The 24,079-nt window shown below is 36.5% G+C and carries 24 protein-coding genes, 1 pseudogene and 1 riboswitch; of the genes and pseudogenes, 14 read left to right on the top strand and 11 right to left on the bottom strand.

The window, feature by feature from the left end:
* The first annotated feature begins 131 nt into the window (after positions 1-131).
* The gene (locus J2Y03_RS02525) at positions 132-1,106 is read left to right on the top strand and encodes an acyltransferase family protein (RefSeq protein ID WP_310190367.1); all 975 of its coding nucleotides are present in this window, start codon (positions 132-134) and stop codon (positions 1,104-1,106) included.
* Positions 1,107-1,232: 126 nt separating this feature from the next.
* Here the strand turns inward: J2Y03_RS02525 and J2Y03_RS02530 are convergent, their stop codons facing one another.
* From J2Y03_RS02530 to J2Y03_RS02540, 3 genes are all read right to left on the bottom strand, one after another.
* A complete protein-coding gene (locus J2Y03_RS02530; RefSeq protein WP_132094356.1) occupies positions 1,233-1,751 on the bottom strand; it encodes a MerR family transcriptional regulator in 519 nt (172 codons plus the stop codon).
* Positions 1,752-1,987: 236 nt separating this feature from the next.
* Entirely contained in the window at positions 1,988-2,962 is a 975-nt protein-coding gene (locus J2Y03_RS02535) for a MerR family transcriptional regulator (protein ID WP_310190370.1), read from the bottom strand.
* A gap of 170 nt (positions 2,963-3,132) precedes the next feature.
* Positions 3,133-3,921, bottom strand: a complete 789-nt coding sequence (locus J2Y03_RS02540) for an HAD family hydrolase (RefSeq protein WP_310190373.1) — start codon at positions 3,919-3,921, stop codon at positions 3,133-3,135.
* 103 nt (positions 3,922-4,024) lie between these two features.
* Here J2Y03_RS02540 and J2Y03_RS02545 point away from each other — a divergent pair, with 103 nt between their 5' ends.
* The 6 genes from J2Y03_RS02545 to J2Y03_RS02570 all read left to right on the top strand — a co-directional run bounded on the left by J2Y03_RS02545 (position 4,025) and on the right by J2Y03_RS02570 (position 9,410).
* The gene (locus tag J2Y03_RS02545; protein WP_310190375.1) at positions 4,025-4,756 is read left to right on the top strand and encodes a polysaccharide deacetylase family protein; all 732 of its coding nucleotides are present in this window, start codon (positions 4,025-4,027) and stop codon (positions 4,754-4,756) included.
* Between the two features lie 168 nt (positions 4,757-4,924).
* Positions 4,925-5,065: riboswitch (cyclic di-AMP (ydaO/yuaA leader) on the top strand.
* A 106-nt stretch (positions 5,066-5,171) separates the two neighbouring features.
* The gene (locus J2Y03_RS02550) at positions 5,172-5,567 is read left to right on the top strand and encodes a sporulation protein (protein ID WP_310190378.1); all 396 of its coding nucleotides are present in this window, start codon (positions 5,172-5,174) and stop codon (positions 5,565-5,567) included.
* Positions 5,568-5,709: 142 nt separating this feature from the next.
* On the top strand, positions 5,710-6,057 hold the full coding sequence (locus tag J2Y03_RS02555) for a hypothetical protein (protein ID WP_132094341.1): 348 nt from the start codon (positions 5,710-5,712) through the stop codon (positions 6,055-6,057).
* 108 nt (positions 6,058-6,165) lie between these two features.
* Positions 6,166-7,674: an aminotransferase class V-fold PLP-dependent enzyme gene (locus J2Y03_RS02560; protein ID WP_310190380.1), complete on the top strand. Its 1,509-nt coding sequence runs from the start codon at positions 6,166-6,168 to the stop codon at positions 7,672-7,674.
* 378 nt (positions 7,675-8,052) lie between these two features.
* Positions 8,053-8,547 (top strand): L,D-transpeptidase family protein, encoded by a 495-nt coding sequence (locus J2Y03_RS02565; protein WP_310190383.1) that lies wholly within the window; start codon positions 8,053-8,055, stop codon positions 8,545-8,547.
* A gap of 137 nt (positions 8,548-8,684) precedes the next feature.
* The gene (locus J2Y03_RS02570; protein ID WP_310190386.1) at positions 8,685-9,410 is read left to right on the top strand and encodes a DUF3784 domain-containing protein; all 726 of its coding nucleotides are present in this window, start codon (positions 8,685-8,687) and stop codon (positions 9,408-9,410) included.
* A gap of 47 nt (positions 9,411-9,457) precedes the next feature.
* Here the strand turns inward: J2Y03_RS02570 and J2Y03_RS02575 are convergent, their stop codons facing one another.
* Positions 9,458-11,920 carry a S8 family serine peptidase gene (locus J2Y03_RS02575; RefSeq protein WP_310190388.1) on the bottom strand — a complete coding sequence of 821 codons (2,463 nt, stop codon included), beginning with the start codon at positions 11,918-11,920 and terminating at the stop codon, positions 9,458-9,460.
* Positions 11,921-12,270: 350 nt separating this feature from the next.
* Between J2Y03_RS02575 and J2Y03_RS02580 the strand changes: the two genes are divergently transcribed.
* Complete coding sequence (locus J2Y03_RS02580) at positions 12,271-13,143, top strand: hypothetical protein (RefSeq protein WP_310190392.1); 873 nt, start codon at positions 12,271-12,273, stop codon at positions 13,141-13,143.
* A 206-nt stretch (positions 13,144-13,349) separates the two neighbouring features.
* Positions 13,350-15,677: an RNA polymerase recycling motor HelD gene (helD, locus tag J2Y03_RS02585; protein WP_310190394.1), complete on the top strand. Its 2,328-nt coding sequence runs from the start codon at positions 13,350-13,352 to the stop codon at positions 15,675-15,677.
* Positions 15,678-15,725: 48 nt separating this feature from the next.
* Here the strand turns inward: helD and J2Y03_RS02590 are convergent, their stop codons facing one another.
* Positions 15,726-15,863: a BA3454 family stress response protein gene (locus tag J2Y03_RS02590; RefSeq protein WP_310190396.1), complete on the bottom strand. Its 138-nt coding sequence runs from the start codon at positions 15,861-15,863 to the stop codon at positions 15,726-15,728.
* Positions 15,864-15,944: 81 nt separating this feature from the next.
* Between J2Y03_RS02590 and J2Y03_RS02595 the strand changes: the two genes are divergently transcribed.
* Entirely contained in the window at positions 15,945-16,412 is a 468-nt protein-coding gene (locus J2Y03_RS02595) for a GNAT family N-acetyltransferase (protein ID WP_132097065.1), read from the top strand.
* A 39-nt stretch (positions 16,413-16,451) separates the two neighbouring features.
* On the opposite strand, the gene J2Y03_RS02600 is transcribed toward J2Y03_RS02595, so the two are convergent.
* A complete protein-coding gene (locus J2Y03_RS02600) occupies positions 16,452-16,682 on the bottom strand; it encodes a hypothetical protein (RefSeq protein WP_132097066.1) in 231 nt (76 codons plus the stop codon).
* Positions 16,683-16,932: 250 nt separating this feature from the next.
* Between J2Y03_RS02600 and asnS the strand changes: the two genes are divergently transcribed.
* From asnS to J2Y03_RS02615, 3 genes are all read left to right on the top strand, one after another.
* The gene (asnS, locus tag J2Y03_RS02605; RefSeq protein ID WP_310190401.1) at positions 16,933-18,324 is read left to right on the top strand and encodes an asparagine--tRNA ligase; all 1,392 of its coding nucleotides are present in this window, start codon (positions 16,933-16,935) and stop codon (positions 18,322-18,324) included.
* 286 nt (positions 18,325-18,610) lie between these two features.
* Positions 18,611-18,931: a helix-turn-helix domain-containing protein gene (locus J2Y03_RS02610; RefSeq protein WP_310190403.1), complete on the top strand. Its 321-nt coding sequence runs from the start codon at positions 18,611-18,613 to the stop codon at positions 18,929-18,931.
* Between the two features lie 251 nt (positions 18,932-19,182).
* On the top strand, positions 19,183-19,383 hold the full coding sequence (locus tag J2Y03_RS02615) for a cold-shock protein (RefSeq protein ID WP_045523885.1): 201 nt from the start codon (positions 19,183-19,185) through the stop codon (positions 19,381-19,383).
* A gap of 85 nt (positions 19,384-19,468) precedes the next feature.
* On the opposite strand, the pseudogene J2Y03_RS02620 reads toward J2Y03_RS02615, so the two are convergent.
* Positions 19,469-20,085: pseudogene (locus tag J2Y03_RS02620) on the bottom strand (PH domain-containing protein).
* 228 nt (positions 20,086-20,313) lie between these two features.
* Here J2Y03_RS02620 and J2Y03_RS02625 point away from each other — a divergent pair.
* Positions 20,314-21,282, top strand: coding sequence for a DMT family transporter (locus tag J2Y03_RS02625; protein WP_310190408.1), 969 nt, complete (start codon positions 20,314-20,316; stop codon positions 21,280-21,282).
* A 41-nt stretch (positions 21,283-21,323) separates the two neighbouring features.
* On the opposite strand, the gene J2Y03_RS02630 is transcribed toward J2Y03_RS02625, so the two are convergent.
* From J2Y03_RS02630 to J2Y03_RS02645, 4 genes are all read right to left on the bottom strand, one after another.
* A complete protein-coding gene (locus tag J2Y03_RS02630; protein ID WP_310190410.1) occupies positions 21,324-22,184 on the bottom strand; it encodes a DUF421 domain-containing protein in 861 nt (286 codons plus the stop codon).
* A 20-nt stretch (positions 22,185-22,204) separates the two neighbouring features.
* On the bottom strand, positions 22,205-22,408 hold the full coding sequence (locus tag J2Y03_RS02635) for a DUF1657 domain-containing protein (RefSeq protein ID WP_310190412.1): 204 nt from the start codon (positions 22,406-22,408) through the stop codon (positions 22,205-22,207).
* Between the two features lie 66 nt (positions 22,409-22,474).
* Positions 22,475-22,678: a DUF1657 domain-containing protein gene (locus J2Y03_RS02640; protein WP_310190415.1), complete on the bottom strand. Its 204-nt coding sequence runs from the start codon at positions 22,676-22,678 to the stop codon at positions 22,475-22,477.
* An 88-nt stretch (positions 22,679-22,766) separates the two neighbouring features.
* Complete coding sequence (locus tag J2Y03_RS02645; RefSeq protein ID WP_310190418.1) at positions 22,767-24,026, bottom strand: erythromycin esterase family protein; 1,260 nt, start codon at positions 24,024-24,026, stop codon at positions 22,767-22,769.
* Positions 24,027-24,079 lie beyond the last annotated feature (53 nt).

Here is a 24,079-nt window from a genome sequence, read left to right on the forward strand (position 1 = left end):
TACAGAAACATAAAGTAATTTATAATAAATCCCCTTGTAACATTGATAAGGTAAAATGGAGGTAAGGATAAACAATCGTATAATGAATTATGTTAAAATATCTTTTGTGAAAAAGAGGTAGGGGGGATAGGATGGCTTCCACGACGAGTAGAAGCAAATATTTTGATAATGCGAAATTTATATTAATTTTTCTTGTTGTTTTTGGGCATATGATTAGCCCTTATAAGGAGCAGGATAAGATTTTATTTACTTTATATACCGTGATATTTCTGTTTCATATGCCAGCATTTATTTTGATATCAGGATACTTTGCGAAAGGTTATAAAAAGGAAGGGTATTTACGTAAGACAGTTCAAAAAATATTAATACCCTATTTTATTTTTCAAATCATCTATTCTGTTTTTTATTTTTTAGTGGGGAAGGAAAAAACGCTTGAATTTGATTTATTCCAACCGCATTGGTCCTTATGGTTCCTTTTAAGTTTATTCTTTTGGAATTTACTGCTTTATATATTCGCTCGATTAAAATGGGTGGGTTTATTGATCGCTGTTTTACTCGGGATTGGGATTGGCTATATAGATGAAGCAGGAAGTTTTTTGAGTATATCACGGACATTTGTTTTCTTTCCGTACTTTTTATTAGGCTTCTTATTAAATGGAGAGCATTTAAAACGGATCATTGGGGCAAAGTATGCTGTTCCATCAGGAGTAGTCATTCTCTTAATGACATTTTTATTCTTTGGATTAGGTTTTCCACAAGACGCAGTTCCATGGCTGTTAGGGGATACTTCTTATGAAAACATGGGCGGAATGCAGCTCAGTGATGGACTGCTGCGAGCATTGCAATATGGTTTAACGTTAATGGTTGTATTTGCGTTCTTGCCGCTAATCCCATCGAACCAATATCGAATCACAAAAATTGGTGAAAGAACACTTTATGTCTACCTATTCCATGGATTTATTATTAAATCAACTCAAACTATTTTACCAAATGCTATTTCAGAAAATTATATATTCCTAATAGCGTTTTCCTTCATGGTTTGTATGGTTCTTGGCAGTTACTTGATTAAAAAATATACACAGCCACTTGTTGAATTAAAGATATAGGTCAAAAGAAAAAGCCGAATGTGCTCTCTACACATTCGGCATTTTTTATCCTAAGGCTCTTTACTTAAACTTTGTTGCTTTTATAACGAAAATTAATGAATCTGCTGTGTTTTGGCAGAAATCAGCCTATCCTAAAAATCCAAATAAGGAGCTGACTATATTCTTCTTTTTCCTATTCCCCTTGTCTAGCACTAGCGGCTTATCAGGCAATGCATTTTTCTTTATCTCATAAAGCTGCGTTTGGAGGGATTCCACTTGTTTTGTTAAAACTGTGACTTGATTCTGTAATTCTTCGATTTCTCGGCGGTGCTGAAGCAGCTGATAGGAGGTAACAGAGTCTGCTTTTGAATTCACCTTTGCTTCCAATTCGGTAACAATCGTATACAATCTTTCAAGTTCAGCGTTGTTTTCAGGTACTTTTACTATCCCCTTACGAGATTTTTTTTCTTGAACAGGAGCAATTTCTTGAAGTAAGGTTCCATTTTGTATTTGCGTCTGAATATTTTTTAGAAGATCAATATCCTCATTATTAAAATGATAATGTCCACGTTCATTCCGTTCCATTGGCAGTTCAAGCTGTTTTACCCATCTTTGAATCGTACTAGGTGATACTCCTAATAATTTTGCAACTTCGCTTGTGTTCATAATAATTCCCCCCCGCTTGAAAAATTCGACCAAAAGCAAGTGTTAAGGCATTTGTGAGATAAGTATTAGTCTGAAATTAGATTACTGTCTAGCTCCACAAGAGTAAGCTTCGGAAGCGTTACCTCGCACGAAAGAAAAGTGTTAGCTTTTCTGAGGAGCGCCCTAGCGGCTAGTGTCCTTCGCTCTCCAACCTACGATAAGTCAAGCACGAATGCGCCTACGGCTCTCCGCATTTCTTATTCCCAAAACTTCCACCATTTCTTTTCTTTTGCAGCTGCTACATCTCGAAAACTTGTTAACAAGTTCTGAAAAGCAACTTCTCTATGTGTGATATCATGTCGGAATTCGTCACGTTCTCTCACACGGTTTTCACGATCCTTTTCAATAACCTCTGATAGACTAATAATTTCCGTATTTGTAATATCGACATAATGAGCGAGTTCTTCAGTAGATTCAGATAACTGCTTTGATAATGTATAAATTTCTTCTGAGGTTTCATGAGATGCGTTGACAATACTTTTTGATAAATAAAGAAGCCTATCAGTAGTCTGCTCTGCATTTTTGTCTAAATGAATTGAAAGTTCTTTGAGTTCAGCTTTTGTAGTAGCGCTAGATTGGTTTATTGATTCAGAAAGAGAATTAACTGTGTAGTTAGTTCCATTTGCAATTTCTTTTTTGACTTCATCAACCACTTCTTTACGAAGGACACTTCTTATTTCTTCTTTTACTTCATTTAAAAAGGTTTGCTTATACATATCCATAGCAACGAAAAATTGATCTGCATTCTGAATCGCAATCTCCTCATCCGATACGGGGGGTCCTTCTTGAGAAACAATTGCTATTTCCTGGGTTTCTGGTTCGGCAGTTACTCCATGAGGTTCAAAAGTTTCCTCTTCCGTTTCAAAAGTTTGATCTTGAAGTTCATAAATTTCTTCTTCTATTTCAAAAATTTCTTCTTCAAGCTCAGCAACTACTTTTTTAATATCAATTTCTCCACGCAACGTTTGTAAAATCATCGTCGTATTTAGTTTTTTATCGTGTAGTTCTTTAATTTCTAAAAGTAAATCTATTTCTACCTGTGAATAGATTCTTGCCCCTTGTTTCGTTCGAGGAATCTCTAGATATTCCACAAGTTCCTCTTCCCATTTTTTTAATGTAGCAGGTTTTACATTTATTTTTTTTGAAACTTCCTTTAAGGTGAAAGTTTTCATAGAGTCCAATCCCTTCTATCTAATTTACGGTAAAACATCTATAGATAGTAAATTCTCTACTGAATACCTCATTTTCCTGCATGGTGACAAAAGCTATCAAAACAAGACGGATACCACGAAATAACAACAAATTCATGCAAAAAAAGCTGTGCTCAATGCACAGCCTTTGATTATGGAATTATCCCAAGTGATTTCAATCCATTATATATTCCAGAATCACTTACTGCTGTCGTTTTATGCTTGGCATACTGAAAGAGGTCCGGATGACCATTGCCCATCGCAAACCCTTCACCGACATTCATCAGCATTTCCTTATCATTCATGCCATCACCAAAAGCAATTGCATTCTCCTTGTTGAGACCAAGGTGCTTTAGAACATATTGAACGCCGATCCCCTTATTTACTTTGTCTCTAATGACATCATAACAATGGTGCATACCTTCAACATTTACTTGGGATAAATGAATACCATCTTCATTTTTATATAAGAATATACCCTTTGAATCAACGTTTATCAAAGTCATGCCCAAAACCTCATAATCCTTGGAAGGTGAATAGGTGTCGTTTTTATGTAAATGGAACTGCTCAATAAAATCTTGAACACAATCTACTTTCAAATCAGTAAATATGTTTTGGTCCTTCGTATACAAGACTAATTCATGTTGATTTTTTTTTGCAATTTCCAAGAATTGTTGGACACTTATCTTATTCATCGGCTCCTGAAAGAGGTCTTTACCTTTATATATGCCATAGGCACCGTTATATCCAATAAGCGAGTGAACATTTAGCTCCTTCGCAAGTTCCCTGATTTCATGTAGGGGTCTGCCTGTAGCTAAAAATACCTCTATTCCTTTTTCTTGGACCTGACCTATAGCTTTAATAGTAGTTTCCTCAATGGAATCATCAGGTGTGATGATGGTTCCATCAATATCTAAAAATAAAACCTTGTACTCAGACATTGAAGTTCTCCTTTATTAAGTGGGTTGTTTTTTAGTTTACCATTAACGAGTAGATAAAATCTTCTAAGTGAGGAATAATAGTGAGACATTGAGAAAAAGGGTGATGCTTGTGTTTAGAATTGTATTCATTTTACTGCTTATGATTTGCCTTCCAGGACATGTTTTGGCACAGCAGAAGGTTCCAATTTTGATTTACCACTCAATCGATGAATATCACGGACTAGGATCAAAAGAATTATATGTAACACCCGAAAATTTCAAAAAGCAAATGACCTATTTGAAAAATCATGGATATACCTTATTAACATTTGAAAGATGGCAGGAAATCAGCAAAATTAAAAAACCTATTTTTATTACGTTTGATGATGGGTATAAAAATAATCGAAACGCATTTGAGATCCTTCAAAAGCTAACAGACGATCACTTTAAACCAACGGCAACCTTTTTCGTTATATCAGATTTTGTCGGTAATAAGAATCGTTTGTCCCAATTTGAATTAAAAGAGATGGCCGCTACTGGTGTAATTTCTGTTCAGTCCCACACCGCTACCCATCCAGATTTGACAAAAGTACAGAATCTTCAATATGAATTAAAAGACTCGAAGGAAAGAATTGAGAAAATAACAGGAAAACCTGTTATAGCACTTGCTTATCCTTATGGAGACTTCAATGAACGTGTCGGTTCAGAGGTGAAAAAGTATTATTCATTTGGTTTGACGACTACACCAGCACTCTATACTGAAAAAGGACTAAAAAACGAACTCTTATTTTTACCAAGAATTTATATAAAGTATTCCACTAACCTTGATGAATTCGCTGATTTGATTAACAAATAGGAGCTTTTAAGGTTTAACTATACGACAAGATATCGATGATTCATGAGCAATCAATAGAAAAGTCTTTGTTTTTATTTGAAATTGGAGTTTAAACGGTTAATTTGAGTAAATATCACTCTTTACAACGATTCGGGTTGAGGATAAAATAAGCCTCATAATCATCACGAATTAAATATTCGGCCAAAACCCAGCACCTTGGGTACGGAGGAACCAATTAATTGGGGTTAATTCTACAATGTAGAAAGGATGAGAACTTTCTTTCGCCATCCTACCCGTCAGCTAACTTCGTCGGCTAAAGCGAAGGAGGTCATGGACCGCCAAGTACAGGGGCTTTTTTGTTTTTAAACATATGAAGCAGCTTGACTAAGACTGCTGGTCTTTTATTTATGCCTATTTTAGGGAACAGGTGGAGAAAATGACATTAAAAGATTATTTAACGAAATTAAAAATTGGTTTGCCCAAAACGAATGTCCATTTGGATAAGCAAGTTTACGAAGCTGGAAGTGTCATAAATGGTACCATTGAGATCACGGGTGGCCTATTAAAAAATAAAATAAAAAGATATGATATCGATCTTGTAGGGATTGATTCTCAGGCATTTGTTGAAGAAACATTAAATAGTCATTCCGTTTTCTGTTCACTTGAGTGTAGTCCAAACCAAACTGGAAAGATTACCTTCTTACTCGATGTTCCATATGAAATCCAAACGAATCAAAACACTTGCCAATATTCTTTGATGATCAATATTGATTTAGGGAATGCAAATAACATTACACAAAATGTTCCTATCATGATTGGCGCTGTTTCATAATCTGAGTCTATTAAACTAGTTTTTTTGTAAATCGGATTATTTTCCTATTTAATGATATAGCTTTGTAAACTACTAGAAATTAGTATGTAAACAATGTCCGTTATAATAAAGTTACATAAGACTTTATTAGGCGGGTGCGATCATGGAAGAAACAATGGTAAAAACCTATCTGCAAAAATCACTAGAAGAGTGGAAGGATGATATTTCAGTAGTCCTTACCGAAATAGACAAAGAATATGAGGAAGTAGCACAAGAATTAAAGGTCTATTCTTACAAATACGGGATTACCAAACAAGTCATTCAATCGACAGTGAATGAGGAAATTATTGAAAACATACGCCAAAGGTATCATAAACCTTTTGAAGAAACCTATAATCAATTAAAAGAATATATAAAAGACTTGGAAGAAAAGCAACGAGTTTTCCAAATGTTCGTTCAAAAAATTGATGAAGTAAATCGTAAGGAATCGGCAAAAAATACAAGTTTATAAATGATAAAACACAGTCTGGTCCATATGGATCAGGCTGTGTTTTATTATCGGGAAAAGTAAGTTTTGCATATAGTAATTAGCAGGAATTAAAGGAGAGGTGCTAAACGTATGATTACTGCAAGGATCGGAAGCAAATGGTATCGACTGCCGGAAAATCTTGAAGATTACTTTGATAAGTTCCGGTCTCAGGTCATCGGCAGCAATCACCAATTTGACTCCCCGTATGGAAAGAAACCCATTATTTATGCAGATTGGACTGCAAGCGGAAGATTATTTCGTCCAATTGAACAAAAAATTTCAGAGGTATTTGGTCCATACATGGCTAATACGCATACAGAATCCAATATTACTAGTCTAATGATGACTGGGATCTATAATCAATCAAGAAAAATTATTAAGGAGCATGTAAATGCCAATGAGAACGACGTAATCATTCTTGATGGTTTTGGGATGACATCTGTCATGAATAAATTACAGAGATTACAAGGGCTAAGAGTCCCGGAACAGTGGAAAGACCGTATTAAAATATCTGAAAGGGAAAGACCCATTGTGTTTCTCACGCATATGGAGCACCATTCCAATCACACCTCTTGGCTTGAAACATTGGCAGATGTGGAAATTATCAGACCTGACTCAAACGGTGATGTAGATATGAAACATCTCGAGAAGCTTCTTTACCAGTATCGGGATCGTGCGGTTAAGATTGGCTCCTTTACGGCATGCTCGAACGTGACTGGTATACAAACCCCTTATCATCAGCTGGCAAAAATCATGCATCAACATGGCGGTCTTTGTTTTGTAGATTTTGCTGCATCGGCTCCATATGTGAAGATTGATATGCACCCTAAAGACCCTTTGGAAAAACTTGATGCGATTTTGTTTTCACCACATAAGTTTTTAGGTGGGCCTGGAACAAGCGGTGTTTTAATTTTTGATAAAAGAATGTATGCCAATAAGGTTCCTGATCATCCGGGCGGTGGGACGGTTACATGGACAAATCCTTGGGGCGGACACAAATACATCGATGACATTGAACATCGGGAGGATGGGGGAACGCCTGGGATTCTTCAAGCCATTCGAACAGCACTATGTATTAAATTAAAGGAACAAATGGGAGTGGAACAGATTTTAGCGAGAGAAAAAGAACAGCTAGAGCTGCTTTTAACTGGCTTAAAAGATATTCCTAATCTGCATGTATTAGAGAATCAGCATCGAAATCGAATTGGGATTGTTTCTTTTACTATTACGAACATTCATTACAATCTTATTGTCCGTTTGTTAAATGACCGATATGGATTTCAAGTGCGTGGAGGTTGTTCCTGTGCTGGAACCTATGGACATTATTTATTGCAAATTGATCAAAACAAATCAAAGCAAATTGCCGATAAAATTGATTTAGGGGATTTATCAACAAAACCAGGGTGGGTCAGGTTTTCCTTACATCCTATCATGAAGGATGCAGAAATTTTATTATTTGTAGATGCCATTAAAGAGATAACCAGAAACATTGAGGAATGGAAAAAGGATTATATGTATGATCCTGCCAGTAATGATTATTTCTATAATCAACACGTGCGGGAGGATATGTCGCCTTGGTTTAACCTTGAGGAAGAATAAGAGTTATTATGTTTGTGAATCTATTCAATACATGATTTGCGAAAGTAAAGTGACATGGAAACATAACTTGTAGAATCGTTCCCTTGAGCGATGAAAATCATGTAAAGAGGGAAGAATACTTGTAGAATCATTCCCTTTACCGGTGAAAATGAGATTAAGAGGGAACAATACTTGTAGAATCTTGTTAGAACAAACAATTAAGGAATTAATGCTAAAGGCAGCAAGTTTGCTGACTTTTTTGGACTAAAATAACTAATCATTAATAACTTTTCAAGATAATGCCGTAGATTGGAGGTATAAGTTCAGACTGTGGCTTTTTTATAAGCAAGCAACGGTTGATATATCCCAACATATGCTAATTAAAAAAGGTGGGATACCATGATTCATATCGTAAAGCCTGGTGATACACTGTATCAACTTTCATTAGATTATCGGGTAAGCCTGGCAAGAATCTATGCCGCAAACCCAGGTGTCAATCACCAGCAACTATACGTAGGACAAAGAATTCAAATCCCTGGGCTGCCAGATCCAACTACCATTCCTTATTCGATACAAATCTCCGTAGGTAAGCGAAGACTTTCGTTGTTCAGGAATGGAAAGTTTGAAAAAATCTATCCGATTGCTGTAGGGAAGATGCTCACAAGTACTCCAAATGGAGATTTTGTAATTGTTAACCGCCAAATGAACCCCGGGGGACCGTTTGGTGTGTTGTGGCTCTCATTATCAAAACAAGGCTATGGTATCCATGGGACAAATGATCCGAGTTCGATTGGAAAAGCAGTTTCCCATGGTTGTGTTCGCATGCAAAACAGGGATGTTCTTCATTTAGCTGGTATAGTACCGAATGGGACTAGGGTAAGTATTCGACCATAGTAAAAAAGGAAAAGGCCGATTTCTGCGAGAATTGGCCGTTTTTATTTTTCTATAACAAAAAATGAAACAAACAGCTATAATGAATCGTATATACGGAATGAAGAGTTAAGTCGTATGAATTAAGGAGGGTTACTTAAATGTGGGGACTTTTAATTGTACATGTAAGCGTAATATTGATATTTCTTCTCCTAGGTTGGGCAATTAGGAATAAGGAAGGATATTGGCTTATCTCAGGTTTCGCAAATCGGCCGAAGGAAGAACAAGAGCAGTTAATTAGCAACGGATATCCTCAAAAGGTCGGTGGTTTGCTGATTTTAACGTCTGTCGGCATGTTGATTCTACTCCCGCTTATGTTTACCTCGTTTAAATATGCGACAGAAGTTCAATTTGGCTTTATGACAATATTTTTAATGGCTGGCATTATTTATTTAACAAAATATGAAGTTCCCAAAAAACGTAAACGCAGTTATATCATTAGTATTTCCCTATTTATTCTCATTATTGGTGGAATAGGCATTGCTTCTTATTTTAGTTATCAGGGGTACGAGCTAGTAACGAAGAAGGACAGCTTCAAGATTACCGGGATGTATGGTGATGAATGGGCATATGAGGATATTGCTTCAATAGAATTAATGGATAATTTACCAGAGGTTACGGTAAGAACAAATGGCGTGGGTCTACCAACCCTTTCAAAAGGACATTTTAAAGTGACTGGATATGGAAGCAGCCTGCTTTTTATTCAAAAAGGTTCTTCACCGTATATTTATATCGAAATGAAGGATAAGAAGGTATTTATCAATGATAAAGACCCTGAGCTGACAAGACTTTGGTATCAACAGATCAGTGAAAAAACGAAAGAATAATTTAGCAAAAGGTCACCGTCCCATGGAACGATGACCTTTTGACTTTATTATTTGAGTAGGAAGTTCACACCAGCCAGATCAGATTGGCCTTTGTAAGTTGCATAGGCATAGACGTTGTAGTAATTTCCAGCAGGAAGCTTAAATCCATTTGGAATACCGTTAACACCGACAGCAATTTTCCCATCCCAAGCAAACGTAGTGTATCCTGGTGCAACATCCTCGTAAACGGCAATGTCACCTAAATACCTAACTGGTGCTCCAGCTGTATTTGAAAGATAGACGAAGAGTTCAACTGATTCTGCTCCGCCAGGAAATAATCCTTCAATCTCAAATTGCCCATCGCCAAGTTGATTTACTCCAACATATTCAGCACGAGGATAATCAGGCTCTTGGACGAACAAAATAGTCGGTACATCGAATGTTGCTGTTCCATCACTAATCGTAATTGTTCCTTCATAATAGCCTTGTGCTAGTTTACCTGCGTCAACTTGAACATTCAAATTAACACTTTGAGATTTACCAGCATTTACTTTTAAGTTGTTGCTAGTAGATACTTTTATTGCATTTGAGTTTTCACCCATGTTCACTTTGAAACTATAAGTCTTGTTTTCTTTAGATAGATTTTTAATTGTATACTGCTGCTTTTCCACCTGTTTGCCTTTATTCTTTAAGAATGTTCCAAACGAATGGCTTCCAGGTGCAGCAAGAGTTTTCGTTGTAATGGCATCTAATACACGAATACTTCCAGCACCTTGAGCGTTGTGAGGATAGACATTGCCTTTAGCATCTTTGAGTTCTTCTGTCGTGTTCATTAAGGCTGCTTTAACATCTTGAACGCTCCAACCAGGATTGGCTTGGAGGATAAGTGCAGCGGTACCGGCTACATGTGGTGACGCCATACTCGTTCCTTGATAAGAAGCATAACCATGTGGATTCGCTGGGTCATGTGTTGGAACTGTACTAGTAATGTTGACACCAGGCGCTGAAACATCCGGCTTGATCATCCATGTTGAGTTTACAGGACCACGAGAAGAGAAGTCAGCCATCGTTTCACCGACAGTTGAATCATATTCAATACCGAACGTTACCTTATTGTTACCCTTTGCAAGTTCAGCTAATAGTTTTTGACCGTCTTCTAGGGCTGTTCTAATCGTAGGAATGACTGTACCTGGGACCATGACAATTTCACCAGCGACATTATTATAGATAATCGCTGCAACTGCACCAGCTGCTTTTGCTGCTAAAGCTTTATCGACGAAGGCAATTCCAGCACCACGGCTGATTAAGGCGACTTTTCCATGTACATCTTTACCTGCAAATTCAGCAGGGGAACCAAAACCAACATCGACAAATTCATACTCTTTCCCATTAAGTCCTAAAATTTCTTTATCACTCGGAAAGCCCATTACTTTTGCAGAAGGGTAGCTACCGCCTCCTGTAGTTGTAATAGAAGATTTATATTCATTGTAAGGAAGCTGTGTCGCACCAACAGAGATTGCATCACGAGAAGTTCCAGGTGATCCAACAGTCCAGTTAGCAGGGCCGCTGTTACCGTTTGATGTTACTGCAACAACACCTTCAGCCATTGCCCAGTCTAATGCGATGCTTGTTGCATAATCAGGATCATTTAAAGAGTTTCCTAATGAAAGATTCATAACATCAGCGCCATCTTGAACAGCTCTTTCAATACCAGCAATTACGTTTTCAGTTGTACCGCTACCGCCAGGACCTAATACACGGTATGCAAGTAATGTCGCTTCTGGAGCTATACCTTTAATTACCCCATTAGCAGCAACCGTACCAGAAACGTGAGTACCGTGTGCTGTCTCTTCACCACGAGGGTCACCTTTAGGAGTTTCTTGTGGATCGTTATCGTTATCAACGAAGTCCCAACCTTTATAGTCCCCAAATGCTTGGTCTAAATCTGGATGAGTGTAATCAGCACCGGTATCAATAACTGCAACCGTAACACCTTCTCCGGTGAAACCGGCATCCCAAGCTTTATTCGCACCAATAAATGGTGCACTGGCAAACATATTCGGGCTGTATTCATCTTCAGCTAGTAATTCACCTTTACCAACGCTGGTCACGGTGTATGTAACATCCGGATAGACTGCTTTTACTCCTGGCACAGCCAATAGTGCTGGAACTTCATTTGCAGGCAGTTCTACTGCAAAGCCAGAAAAAACATAGTCATATTCGCGGTTTACTTTTGCGCTTTTTACGGCGGCACTTACATCTGTTTTTACTTGATTACGTTTTTTAGATAAATTTGCTTTTGTTTGAGTTTTTCCTTTATGTTTCGCTTCCACAATCGATGGTTCATCAAGCTCAACAATGACGCTAGTAGTTTTGGATGAGGAGAAATTAAAATTGCCAACTAAGTTAGCAAGGTCCGGAACAGATTTACTTTCTGTTTGATTAACTGCGCTAGCACCTGTTCCCAAAGTCGAAAAGGTTAATAAAAATACAAGAGTTACGAGAAAAGATCTAAAATATTTCTTTGCCATTTACAGATCATGCCCCTTTTTTCAAATTTTTCATGCGATATAACAAATTTCCCTCCTTTTACGAAAAATTTGGTAAAATATAGAACATTATAAATATTCTGGTAATGTTGGGACTTTCCCTTGAGACTTTTATCCGATTAATTAGCGGCGATTCTTCTTAATTCAACAAAAACCACTCGTACTTAAGAACTAATCACAATTAAAAGCTATGTAGTAGGAGAGTAAAGGGTAAATAAAAAAGCTCTCCTTGGTGGAGAGCTCTTTATCGTGAAAACTTATTAAGCTTTTGCAAATGTTGTTGGAATGAAAAGGGAGGCAAATCAAATACTACTATTAAAACAAACATTGAAATGGGATATATTATGAAGAATCCAAAATATAATAAAATACCTTTTATTATTTTATTACTCATCCACTCAGCCTTACTGTGTTATTCGTTTTATAAAAGTAAAGACAAAAGGCAATTATTTACACTATTAATGTCAAATATTGGTTTAGCTTATCTGTTAGAATTTTTTGTGTTAAATCTCTTTAAAGCCTATAAATATAAGCCGAGAATATTAAAAAATAATTATTTCGATGATATACTTGGTGCTATTTTATCACAGGCTATTTTTGTGCCCTTTACTGCTGTTTTCTCAACTGTTCTAAAAATAGGATGGTTTGGCAATTTATTAGGAGGACTATATTTTGCGCTGGTAGAAGTTCTTTTTTTGAGGTTAAGAATTTATAAACATTATTGGTGGAAAACAGTTTATACCTTAGTTTTAATTCCTATATATTTCACAATCAGTGATAGGTGGAATGTTTTATTACGTAAAAGAAATCCGGTAATTCGCTTTATTTCTCTATTCTTCATGATTATGGTAACAGAAGCGAATTTATTATTTCTATTTGCAGCCTCTCGGAAGATTCGTTTTGGGTTGGGGAGATATCATTCCTGGAACGAACATTTTATATTGGTCCCATCTTATGCAATTTCTTTATCATTTATTTCAACAATGTCTTTATTGAAACAAAATAATTGGATTTCAAAACTGAGGGTATTCCTCATAACAATCGGTTTAGATCTAGTCTTTAGAAAGTTAACACTGGTGAAAGAAAAATCGCATATCGGAAATTATTTTATAATAAGGTTTTTAACGATTATATTATATGGTCAATATAGAGAGTGGGTTTATGGCATAAAGAAAGAGACAGAAGAATGTGAGGATGTAGCGTGAAGAATAAATGGAGAAGAAAGTAGTTAAAAAAACAAATAAAAACCCCGTAGGTTTTCTATTGTAATCAAATAAAATTCATGATAAAATAAATTTTGGTCTCGTTATCTATATAGGTGGAATATAAAATATTCCTATAATAACAATAGCACAAATAGATAATGGTTGTCAAATTATCTGGATCAAAAATTTTTCTGGAGAGTGGTTATATGAGCGATTTACAGAATAAGGACTTGCAATTCGAGCAGGAACGAGTGAATTTCGTAATAAAAGAGATTGAAAGGAAAAAGCAAAAACTCCAGAAAAATACTGGCGGTGTTAGTTCAGATGTACTTGAGCTTCGAAAAACCTTTTGGGAAGATGTCACCGTTAATATGGATGAACCGGATGATGTCATTGAGACAGCGGCTAGTATAAAGCAACAGGCAGAGTTGTTATCAGAGCGAGAACGAACATATAAACAAATGGATAAGCAGATAAGAATCCTTGAACGATTAAAATTTTCACCATATTTTGGGCGAATTGATTTTTTTGAAAAAGGGGAAGCCAATGCTGATCACGTTTATCTTGGAATTGCTTCCTTTATGGATGAGCATGATGAGAATTTTTTAATTTATGATTGGCGTGCTCCCATTTCCAGCCTCTATTATGATTTTGCCCCAGGTCCAGCGGTGTATAACACACTAGAAGGGCAAATAGAGGGGGATATGGAATTAAAACGTCAATTTATTATTCGAGCATCTGAAATAAAAGCGATGTTTGATACCGGTGTAACCATTGGCGATGAAATGCTCCAGGAGGTCCTTGGAAATAATGCCAATGCCCAAATGAAAAGCATTGTTGCTACGATTCAGCGGGAACAAAATCAAATTATCCGAAATGAACGAAGCAAACTGCTCATTGTTCAAGGTGTAGCAGGCAGTGGTAAAACATCTGCTGCCCTTCAGCGGGTTGCGTATTTGCTTTATCGTCATCGTGATACCTTAAAGTCAGAAAATATTATGCTGTTTTCTCCGAATCCTCTCTTTAACTCCTATGTTTCGACAGTACTTCCTGAATTAGGGGAAGAGAACATGGAGCAGGCGACCTTTATGGAATACTTAAATCATCGAATTGGGAAGAAATTTGATGTTGAAGATCCTTTCGATCAAATGGAATTTTTACTTAACCAAGAGGACAATCAAGACTACCATACAAGGGTTAAAGGAATTCGATACAAAGCAAGTCTAGCGTTTAAAGATATCATTGATCAGTATGAAAAGGATCTATCTAGCAAAGGGTTACTGTTTAAAGATTTAGTGTTTCGCGGTGAAATTATCATATCGAATGAAGCAATCTCAGATTACTTCTATTCGTTAGATTCGAGTTTCGCCATCCCCAATCGAATGGAAATGGTAAAGGATTGGCTGTTAAGAGAGTTAAAAAGAAGAGTCAGACAGGAACGGTCAAAAAGCTGGGTGGAGGAAGAGGTACAATTTCTTGAAAAAGAGGACTATCAAGAAGTGTACCAGGAATTGCAAGATAAAAACCGCTATAGTGATAATAGCTTTGATGATTTTGAACAGGAACAAAAATTCCTAGCTGAAAGAGTAGTAAAAGTAAAATTTAAACCGTTATTCTCTAGAGTAAAAAGGTTGAATTTTATCGATATGCAGACACTTTATAGCCAGCTATTTAAAAAAGGTGCCAATGATACCGAAATCCTTCTTGATGACTGGACGCAAATTTGTTTACAAACAGTAGACAGATTAGAAAACGATAACATCGCCTACGAAGACGCAACACCTTTTGTTTACTTACAGGATTTGATTAAAGGAAGAAAGTCTTCATCAGGTATTCGTCATATATTTATTGACGAAGCACAGGACTATACACCTTTTCAGTTTGCGTTCATACAAAGGCTTTTCCCTTATAGTAAAATGACGCTTCTAGGCGACTACAATCAAGCCATCTTCTCAGGTGCGACAGAATCTCCTACAGTTATAACGGATTATCAAGAAAAAGAAGAAGATGTAGAAAAAATCATTTTGACAAAAACTTATCGATCTACAAAGGAAATTGTTGATTTCACCCGCAGTTTGGTTGAAGGTGGTGAAGCAATTGAACCATTTAATCGCCATGGCAGGAAACCAACGATAAAAATGACCCAGTCTAACTTATCGAATGGTTTGATTCAGGAGAAGATAAATGAGTTTTTACAAGAAGGACATAGGACGATAGCGGTTATTTGTAGAACCGCAGCAGAGAGTAAAAGGGTATATGCAGCACTTAAAAATGAGCTTCCTCTCCATCTAATCGAGAAGTCTACCATTGCCTATGAAAAAGGGATTTTGGTGATTCCCTCTTATTTAGCAAAAGGAATTGAGTTTGATGGTGTTATTCTTTATGATAGTTCTCAATATGTAAATGAGAGCGAGCGGAAATTGTTCTATACCGTCTGTACTCGCGCCATGCATAGGCTGCACCTTTTTGCCACAAAGGATATAAGTCCGTTAATGAAAAATGTTTCGGAGACATTATATGAAATAGAATCATAAGAACGTGAAAACAGCGTCCAAAATATGGTCGCTGTTTTTATTGATTCTTTAATTGTTTTTCCATTGTTTTTCAACTTGTTCAAAAGCAAGGCGGTAAATTTCCTCTTCGGAAGTGTTTGGAGTAGCTAAGACATTTGTTAAATAATTTTTGCCTTCAAATGTTACCTTAACATTTACTTGGACCATAGAATCACCTTTCTCATTTTATATTTTTTTAAATAGGCTATATTGATATAATTGGTTTTATTAGCGAATAGGAGGACAAACATGTCTGTACAGTTTGAAGAGATAACAAAAGAAACGCTTTATATTGCGCTTGAAATCATAAATTCGAATCCTTCATATAATGTTCTTGAAAATGGTAAACACAAAAGGGAACTTGCAGATGTGGAAAAAGAGCTCTTGAATCCTGTAAGTACTAGTGTGTTTATTAAATTAGATGATACCTATATAGGGATGATCGATTACTTAATGGAAAATCCGAAAGACCAATGCCCATGGCTGGGACTTTTAATCATTCATGGTGATTATCAAGGATTTGGTTTTGGTACACAGGCATATGCACTTTATGAAAGTGACATGCGTAAACGAGGGTTAAAACGTATTCGCTTAGGAGTCATCAAAGAAAATGGAAAAGCCAAGCAATTTTGGGAATCATTAGGGTTTCTTTCTATTAAAACAGCTTTATGGAAAAATGGCAAGGAAATTTTTGTTTATGAAAAGCTCTTTTCTTAAACTCGAAAACAATCTTTAAAAAAACTTCCCGAAGGAAGCTTAAACCTCTAGTAATAAAAACTCTTCGGCAAATTTTTGTACTTGAAGTTTGTCGAAGTTATTCTTTCTTAAAGTAGATTCTGCCATTATTATATAGGCTTGGAAGCTGGTATTTCTTTTTAACTCCCGAATGGATACGTCGCCATTCAGTAATTGAATCGCTTTTTCTCGGATGTCTTGACTCTTAGAAGACTGATACAGAAGATAAGCAATACACGTAACTTTATCCACAATCGACACTCCCTTTATCAAGAATCGAACATTTCCTATATCTTTTCGACTTCTTATAAGATAAATCCTGCAAATATTCTGAAAAATTTTTAAAAGATTACAGGATAATTTGTTGAATATTGCTTATTTGATGGGAGTTTTATATAATATTGAAGGGATAATAGAAACAAATTTACTGTGGAAAATTACCTTGCGTCCCATGTGGCGGGAGGATTTTTATTTTTTCATAAGAGTTGGAGGTTGCAAATAAATGAAACAGGCCCTAATTAAGGATTTGTACAGAAATACAGACAGTTACATAGACCAGAAGGTTCAATTATCAGGTTGGATCCGCACAGTCCGCGATTCTAAAACCTTTGGTTTCATTGAATTGAATGATGGAAGCTTCTTTAAAGGTGTTCAAATCGTTTTTGACGAGCAATTGGAGAATTTTAAAGAGATTGCAAAGCTTCCAATTAGTTCATCCATTAAGGTAGAAGGAGATTTTATCCATACTCCTCAAGCAAAACAGCCATTTGAAATCAAAGCAACAAATATTTCTATTGAAGGACTTTCGAATACTGACTATCCTTTACAAAAGAAGAAACATTCATTTGAATATTTAAGAACGATCTCACATTTACGACCACGGACCAACACTTTTTCAGCTGTTTTTCGTATTAGGTCTTTAGCTTCCTATGCGATTCATAAATTCTTCCAGGATAAAGGATTTGTTTATGTTCATTCACCAATCATCACAGGCAGCGATACCGAGGGTGCAGGAGAAATGTTCCGAGTTACGACACTTGATATCGACAACCCTCCAAAAAATGATGAGGGAAAAACAGATTTAACTAAGGATTTCTTTAATAAAGAAACCAACTTGACTGTTAGTGGGCAATTATCTGCCGAGGCTTTTGCATTAGCGTTCCGCAATGTTTATACGTTTGGTCCGACTTTTAGAGCAGAGAACTCTAATACCGCAAGACACGCAGCTGAATTCTGGATGATTGAACCTGAATTAGCATTTGCTGAGCTTCCAGATATCATGGACCTTGCCGAAGATATGGTTAAGTATGTAATTGGTTATGTTCTTGAACAAGCACCAGAAGAAATGAACTTCTTTAACAGTTTTATCGAAAAAGGTCTTTTAGATCGCCTTAATAATGCTCATGATTCAAGTTTTGGGCGTGTAACTTACACTGAGGCTATTGAAATTTTAAAAGAATCTGGCGAAAATTTTGGTTACCCAGTTGAATGGGGTCTTGACTTACAAACCGAGCATGAGCGCTTCTTATGCGAAAAAGTATTTAAAAAACCTGTGTTTGTTACGGATTATCCGAAAGAAATTAAAGCCTTCTATATGAGATTAAATGAAGATAATAAAACAGTTGCCGCAACGGATTTGCTTGTACCAGGGATTGGTGAATTAATCGGCGGAAGTCAACGTGAAGAGCGCGAGGACATTCTTGCTGGAAAAATTAATGACCTAGGTATGAGTGAAGAAGATTATTGGTGGTACCTCGAGCTAAGAAAATATGGTGGTACTAAACACTCAGGTTATGGTCTTGGTTTTGAACGTTTAATCATGTACCTTACTGGAATGTCAAACATTAGAGACGTTATTCCATTTCCAAGAACAACAGGTAATGCAGAGTTCTAATAATATAAAAAAAGACCAATCCGATGGATTTGGTCTTTTTTTATATTATTGAACTAGAAATTCTTCTTCGAAAAAAAATGTCTCTGGATGCTCTTTAACGATGTATGAATACCTTTTCATGTTTTTTACATATTGCCATTTTAAAATTGTAACTTCCTCGCCAGTGTCTTTTAGTTTCACAGTCTGCCCGCTATTGAATCTATTATTCGAATTCCTCAATTCAACACCCCTTTTTTCATCAATTTAATTATAACACATTTTATTTTTAGTTGCCTGTTACCAACTTATGAAGCTTCTTAGTCGGTGCAGAATAAAGGCGGATGGGTGCGATTCCTTTCATTTACATTTTCATTGTGTTACACTAATTAAAAAGCGAGGTGTCATTTTGACTAATTATAAAGCGAAAAAGAGTAACCTCAAAGCCTTATTAACTAAGAACAGCATGAATCTTGAGGGCTTAGAAAAGAATACACACATTCCTTTAGAACAGCTGAACGGCTACATGTCTAGGAAGGTAATGAATCTTAGTACTGCCATGACGATTTCTAAAGAATTAAATTGCCAAATTGAAGATTTATACGACTGGGAGTTAGAAAAGAAAATTTAAGGTTGTTAATTGTCACTAGGGTACATCCTAGTGACATTTTTAATAACTTGACCATTCTATAACATGTTTATTCAAATATAGGGTGAAGTATTGGACGAGACCTTGCTTAATTTTTCATTCTCTGGTATGATTATGAAGAATTATTTTTGTTCGGTAGTAAAGGTTTGAATAAGTTATTGCTTTTCGCCTGGATCACAATGAGCAAGAATAGTAATACAATTGTGTGGATTACACACTAGGAGGCAACAAATATGGAAAACGGTAAAGTAAAATGGTTTAATGCAGAAAAAGGTTTCGGATTCATCGAGCGCGAAGGTGGAGAAGATGTATTCGTACACTTTTCAGCAATCCAAGGCGAAGGCTTTAAAACTCTTGAAGAAGGTCAAGCAGTAACTTTTGATGTTGAAAAAGGCGCTCGTGGACCACAAGCAGCTAACGTAAACAAAGCTTAATCACATAGCATGTGGAAAACAGACCCAAATGGGTCTGTTTTTATGTTTTACATATATTAATACCTTTAAAGTTATGAAAACAGCCTTAATTATTAATGTATTTTTCAAAAACAAAGCCATAGTCTTTTACGTTATATTGCTTTTTGCTATCCTCCAGCCATTGGAAGGCAGCTTGATTTAACATTTTGAATTGTACGACTAAGTTGTTTTCTGAACTATTTACACGACCTAATGTTGTGGAAGCAATATCAAGGCTTTCTTTAGCATACCGTAGCGATATTTCATTATCGTGCGCAAGTTCTGATATTTTTATTAGTGCTTTATATAGGTCTTTTACTTCTTCAATATGTTTTTTGTGGATATCAATGGAAAAGGGCTCAGAACCAATCTTAAATTTAATTTCAATGTCGAGATCGACCGTACCAGCAGTCTCAAGCTTAAGGTCAGCTATTCTATTTGTAGCATAACTGTACCGATGAAGCATTCTTTTTTTGCTCGTAGCACTTGTTCCATCAAGATGAATAAGGGCATTATTTGTGAAACAATATTCATCCGATTTTGATTTAATCAGAAAATAAATCCTTTCATTATCCTCATGCATCACATATAATCATCAGAATCAACCTTGTCGTAATTTTCTGGTTTAATTACAGAACCTACATCACTTAATCCTAAAATATCTGCTGCTACTTTTCCAAACATACAATCAACCTCACTTAATGTAATTTTATTGCCATTCAAATATACGAATATGTTTTCAAGAAGTTTCAAGCTTCTGAACGACTAAACAAATTATGCAGGACATTTTTGACTTATGCTTTGATTTTAAATAACAAATAATTCAGACATTTGGTATAATGAAAAAATGTATCCATTGAATGGGACTAATTCTTTGGGAGAAAATCAAAGTCAAAAGGGGAATAGAGAAAAATGCGTCCAATTATCCTAGGCATTTTGGCTGCATTCTTTTTTGCTTTTACGTTTATTATTAACCGATCCATGGAGCTGGAAGGAGGGAGTTGGATATGGAGTGCTTCACTCAGGTATTTCTTTATGGTTCCCTTTCTACTGCTCCTTGTTATCGGAAGAAGGAATCTTAAGCCCTTGATTGAAGAAATGAAAAACAATCCTAAAGCATGGCTGTTATGGAGCACGGTAGGATTTGGACTATTTTATGGTCCGCTTTGTTTTTCAGCCGCCTATGCACCTGGATGGCTAATCGCTTCAACTTGGCAAATTACGATTATTTCAGGTTCCTTATTGGCCCCACTTTTTTTTGAAACGGTTATGACCAAAAAGGGTCCAGTGCAGGTAAAAGGGAAAATTCCTTTAAAGGGAATGGCGATGTCGATGATTATTTTGCTCGGGATTATTTTGATGCAGGTGGAGCAAGCAGGTTCTCTTTCAACTTACAAGGTCTTATTAGGGGTGGTTCCTGTTATTATTGCCTCCTTTGCTTATCCCTTAGGGAACAGACGGATGATGGATGTATGCGGCGGAAGGCTCGATGTTTTTCAACGTGTATTGGGGATGACGATTGCCAGCCTGCCGTTGTGGATTGTTTTAGCCATTTATGGTTTGTTTACGGTAGGTCCACCAAGTATCGGTCAATCAGTTCAATCAGGAATTGTAGCCATCACCTCCGGCGTGATCGCGACGATTTTATTTTTCCAGGCAACAGATCTAGTGCGAGGGAATATGCAAAAATTAGGGAACGTGGAGGCGACACAATCAATGGAGGTTTTATTTGCGTTAATGGGCGAATTACTCCTATTGAAAGCGGCATTTCCATCCGTCATATCATGGACTGGGATGGTACTGGTCATGGCGGGAATGGTGCTTCACAGCTATGTGTCACACAAAGGAGATATTCTGGATGGGAAAAAAGTAAGTGCTTAATAAATCGAGAGCCTAATCATTTGGATTAGGCTTTAAGGTCTTTAACTGGATAGGTAAGGAGTCAATTTATCAATTGTCTCCTGTACAAGTTTCGCGTTTTTCTCATACATCGCTTTTGCTTTCTCGTTTTGTGTCTCAAGAGAAAATATTTCCAAATCCGCCTGAGTTTTTTTCAGTGTTGCCAGTAATAGAGGTCTTTGAGTGGGCTGCGGGACTTGTAATTTGTCATCATAAATATCTACAGTTAATTCCCCGTAAGAATCAACTTGACCTATAAATACATTATCAAGGGTTAGTTCGAGCTTTTCTAATTCTGTTTCGAGCCAACCTTTACTTTTCCCAGCCGACCTCAATGCTTCATCTAGAATGCTACCGTCCATAATCACCGTTTGTGGTTCTTTTTCAGCGGGTACCTTCATTTGTAAATCTTTAGGTGTCAATGGACGATTTTCTTTTTTCAATAAGGCACTAATAGTCCCTCTTGGTTCCAGAACGGCAAATTCAACATCAGCTACACGGTAGATGTCCTTTTGGCGAAGCAAGGCAGATAATTCATCAATGGTGTATTTTTCTTTCTTTAAATTTTCCTCCAGAACCTTGCCATCCTTGATAAATACAGTCCCTCGTCCATCAATAAAGTCCCGGAAAGATTTACTCTTTAATGCTAAAATGTCAGCCAAGAGTGTTGCAAGGCTAAAGATAATAATAGCAGCCATTCCTTGGAACATATTTTTTTCAAGTCCAGTTATCGCCTCACCTGCAATACTTCCGATTGTAATCCCTGAAACATACTCAAATAAAGAAAGTTCAGATATTTGCTTCTTTCCTAATATTTTTGTCATGAAAAATAAAAGAGTAAAGAAGACAAAGGAACGAATGATAAGATCAATCCAGTTAGGCATATTCATTCACCTCAGAATTTTTAGCCTTTATATTGTGGTTCAAGCCGTTCAAGTTCCAAAACACGCGTTTGTAAATCCTTTTTTACGGAATCTATCGTTAACATGGTTTCATGAAATACTTCTTTAGCGCCATTATCTAGAGAATTTAAAGCAAGAGAAGATAATTGTGCTTCAATTCCTTTCATGTTCGCTAGGCATTGCTTAACACTTGCAGCAATAGTCATTTGGATTCTTCCTTTCTTAGAAGATAAGGAAAAGAGTTGGCAGGGGTGCCAACCCTTCAATTTTTCTTATTGGTTATATTGAGGCTCCTCAGCCAAAATTTCTTGTAGCCGTGGTTCAAGACTATCTAATACTGATTGAGTTTGTTGAGCTGCGTCTTGATAGAGCTTTTTTGCACTTTGATTATCCGTTGATAATGCAAAGGTTTCAAAACTTGCTTGTGCACTTTTTAAGCTAGCTACTGCTGTTTTGACTTGTGTTCCAACTGTCATGGATTAAAATCCTTCTTTCTAATTAAAATACTTACAGACACTATTATGTGGATTACTTCAAAATTTATGTGGTGAAAAGTGAATTATTTTAGTATACAAGACTTTCCAAAGCTAGTGGATGTAAGGCATTTGTTTTATCTACAAAGATAAATCCATCGTAGCGACTGCTCATGACAGATGGAACATAGTTTCCATATTGTTCATATTCCGGTCGATACACAACGCCAATCGCGCGGTGACCGATTGTTTCCTTGAAATCTTCTCGATTATCATTATTAAACAGGAGGTACTGGTTCCTTGCTCCTGCTTTATGCATCAAATCCTCCCAACTCCCAGGTTGAGCTTGAGGAACATTCGTGACACGGAAGTCCACTCCCCACTCGGTTGAAGCGATAACCGTACCGCTGTATGTTCCAAAGCCAACAATGTAAACATCTTCGGAATAATTCTGTTGCCGAATCAATTGGCCAACATTCACCATTCCAGCGTCTTTCATATCGGTAGCCCGGGCATCACCAACATGGGTATTGTGTTCCAAGATGATTACTTTTGCATCATCACCATAAAACTTCATCACAGCATTCAAGGCTTCAACCATATGAATATCTCTTACATTCCAAGACTTAGAATCACTTAAAACCATCGTCCGGTAATACTCTTCCGCATTCACCGTAACAAGTGCATTGACCTCCATGTTCAAGCTGCTTTCTTCATCATCATCATATTTCCACTTATTTTTTTGTATCGTATTGAGAAGCGCAAGAGCTTCTTTGATACAGTTTTCAGATAAGTATCCAGCAGATACAGCATAGGACTCATTATTTCTGTTATAAGGTTCAAAGCAGGAGAATGCATTTCTCGCCTGTTTCAGACCAGAGTTACCCGTGTGTTCTAAGTATTTAATAATCTCATCCATACTCTCCCAAAGACTATAGACATCTAGTCCATAAAACCCCACCTTGTTCTTTCGTTTGGTTTTTTGATTAAAATTCTTTAACCATTCCACTAATTCACTAATTTCTTCATTGGCCCACATCCACGTTGGCCAACGATTAAAGTTTTCAAGTACCTCATTAACACTATTAGGTGAACCTATATTTTTTATATACCTGTTGATGCTTTGGCAGGAAGGCCAGTCTCCTTCAACTGCAATAACAGAGAAACCTTTTTCCTTAATTAATCTTTTGGTAAGTTCGGCACGGAGAGTATAGAATTCTGATGTACCATGGGAAGCTTCACCAAGCAGGACATATTTGGCATCACCTATTGCATGAATAAGGGGTTCAAGATCATGAATGTTCTCGAAAGGTTTAGCAAATTTATTAATAGACTCTAACATTTCAGACATCCTTTCAATACATGTACTAATCCTAATCTTCCCTAAGCCATGAATAGCTTATC

This window comes from Neobacillus niacini (assembly GCF_031457145.1).
Lineage (GTDB): Bacteria > Bacillota > Bacilli > Bacillales > Cytobacillaceae > Neobacillus > Neobacillus niacini_J.

Bases quoted from the DNA above. Each gene is read 5' to 3' on its own strand.
- J2Y03_RS02525 (WP_310190367.1), top strand. From the start codon at position 132: ATGGCTTCCACGACGAGTAGAAGCAAATATTTTGATAATGCGAAATTT.
- J2Y03_RS02530 (WP_132094356.1), bottom strand. From the start codon at position 1,751: ATGAACACAAGCGAAGTTGCAAAATTATTAGGAGTATCACCTAGTACG.
- J2Y03_RS02535 (WP_310190370.1), bottom strand. From the start codon at position 2,962: ATGAAAACTTTCACCTTAAAGGAAGTTTCAAAAAAAATAAATGTAAAA.
- J2Y03_RS02540 (WP_310190373.1), bottom strand. From the start codon at position 3,921: ATGTCTGAGTACAAGGTTTTATTTTTAGATATTGATGGAACCATCATC.
- J2Y03_RS02545 (WP_310190375.1), top strand. From the start codon at position 4,025: ATGCTTGTGTTTAGAATTGTATTCATTTTACTGCTTATGATTTGCCTT.
- J2Y03_RS02550 (WP_310190378.1), top strand. From the start codon at position 5,172: ATGACATTAAAAGATTATTTAACGAAATTAAAAATTGGTTTGCCCAAA.
- J2Y03_RS02555 (WP_132094341.1), top strand. From the start codon at position 5,710: ATGGAAGAAACAATGGTAAAAACCTATCTGCAAAAATCACTAGAAGAG.
- J2Y03_RS02560 (WP_310190380.1), top strand. From the start codon at position 6,166: ATGATTACTGCAAGGATCGGAAGCAAATGGTATCGACTGCCGGAAAAT.
- J2Y03_RS02565 (WP_310190383.1), top strand. From the start codon at position 8,053: ATGATTCATATCGTAAAGCCTGGTGATACACTGTATCAACTTTCATTA.
- J2Y03_RS02570 (WP_310190386.1), top strand. From the start codon at position 8,685: ATGTGGGGACTTTTAATTGTACATGTAAGCGTAATATTGATATTTCTT.
- J2Y03_RS02575 (WP_310190388.1), bottom strand. From the start codon at position 11,920: ATGGCAAAGAAATATTTTAGATCTTTTCTCGTAACTCTTGTATTTTTA.
- J2Y03_RS02580 (WP_310190392.1), top strand. From the start codon at position 12,271: ATGGGATATATTATGAAGAATCCAAAATATAATAAAATACCTTTTATT.
- helD (WP_310190394.1), top strand. From the start codon at position 13,350: ATGAGCGATTTACAGAATAAGGACTTGCAATTCGAGCAGGAACGAGTG.
- J2Y03_RS02590 (WP_310190396.1), bottom strand. From the start codon at position 15,863: ATGGTCCAAGTAAATGTTAAGGTAACATTTGAAGGCAAAAATTATTTA.
- J2Y03_RS02595 (WP_132097065.1), top strand. From the start codon at position 15,945: ATGTCTGTACAGTTTGAAGAGATAACAAAAGAAACGCTTTATATTGCG.
- asnS (WP_310190401.1), top strand. From the start codon at position 16,933: ATGAAACAGGCCCTAATTAAGGATTTGTACAGAAATACAGACAGTTAC.
- J2Y03_RS02610 (WP_310190403.1), top strand. From the start codon at position 18,611: ATGAAGCTTCTTAGTCGGTGCAGAATAAAGGCGGATGGGTGCGATTCC.
- J2Y03_RS02615 (WP_045523885.1), top strand. From the start codon at position 19,183: ATGGAAAACGGTAAAGTAAAATGGTTTAATGCAGAAAAAGGTTTCGGA.
- J2Y03_RS02625 (WP_310190408.1), top strand. From the start codon at position 20,314: ATGCGTCCAATTATCCTAGGCATTTTGGCTGCATTCTTTTTTGCTTTT.
- J2Y03_RS02630 (WP_310190410.1), bottom strand. From the start codon at position 22,184: ATGCCTAACTGGATTGATCTTATCATTCGTTCCTTTGTCTTCTTTACT.
- J2Y03_RS02635 (WP_310190412.1), bottom strand. From the start codon at position 22,408: ATGACTATTGCTGCAAGTGTTAAGCAATGCCTAGCGAACATGAAAGGA.
- J2Y03_RS02640 (WP_310190415.1), bottom strand. From the start codon at position 22,678: ATGACAGTTGGAACACAAGTCAAAACAGCAGTAGCTAGCTTAAAAAGT.
- J2Y03_RS02645 (WP_310190418.1), bottom strand. From the start codon at position 24,026: ATGTCTGAAATGTTAGAGTCTATTAATAAATTTGCTAAACCTTTCGAG.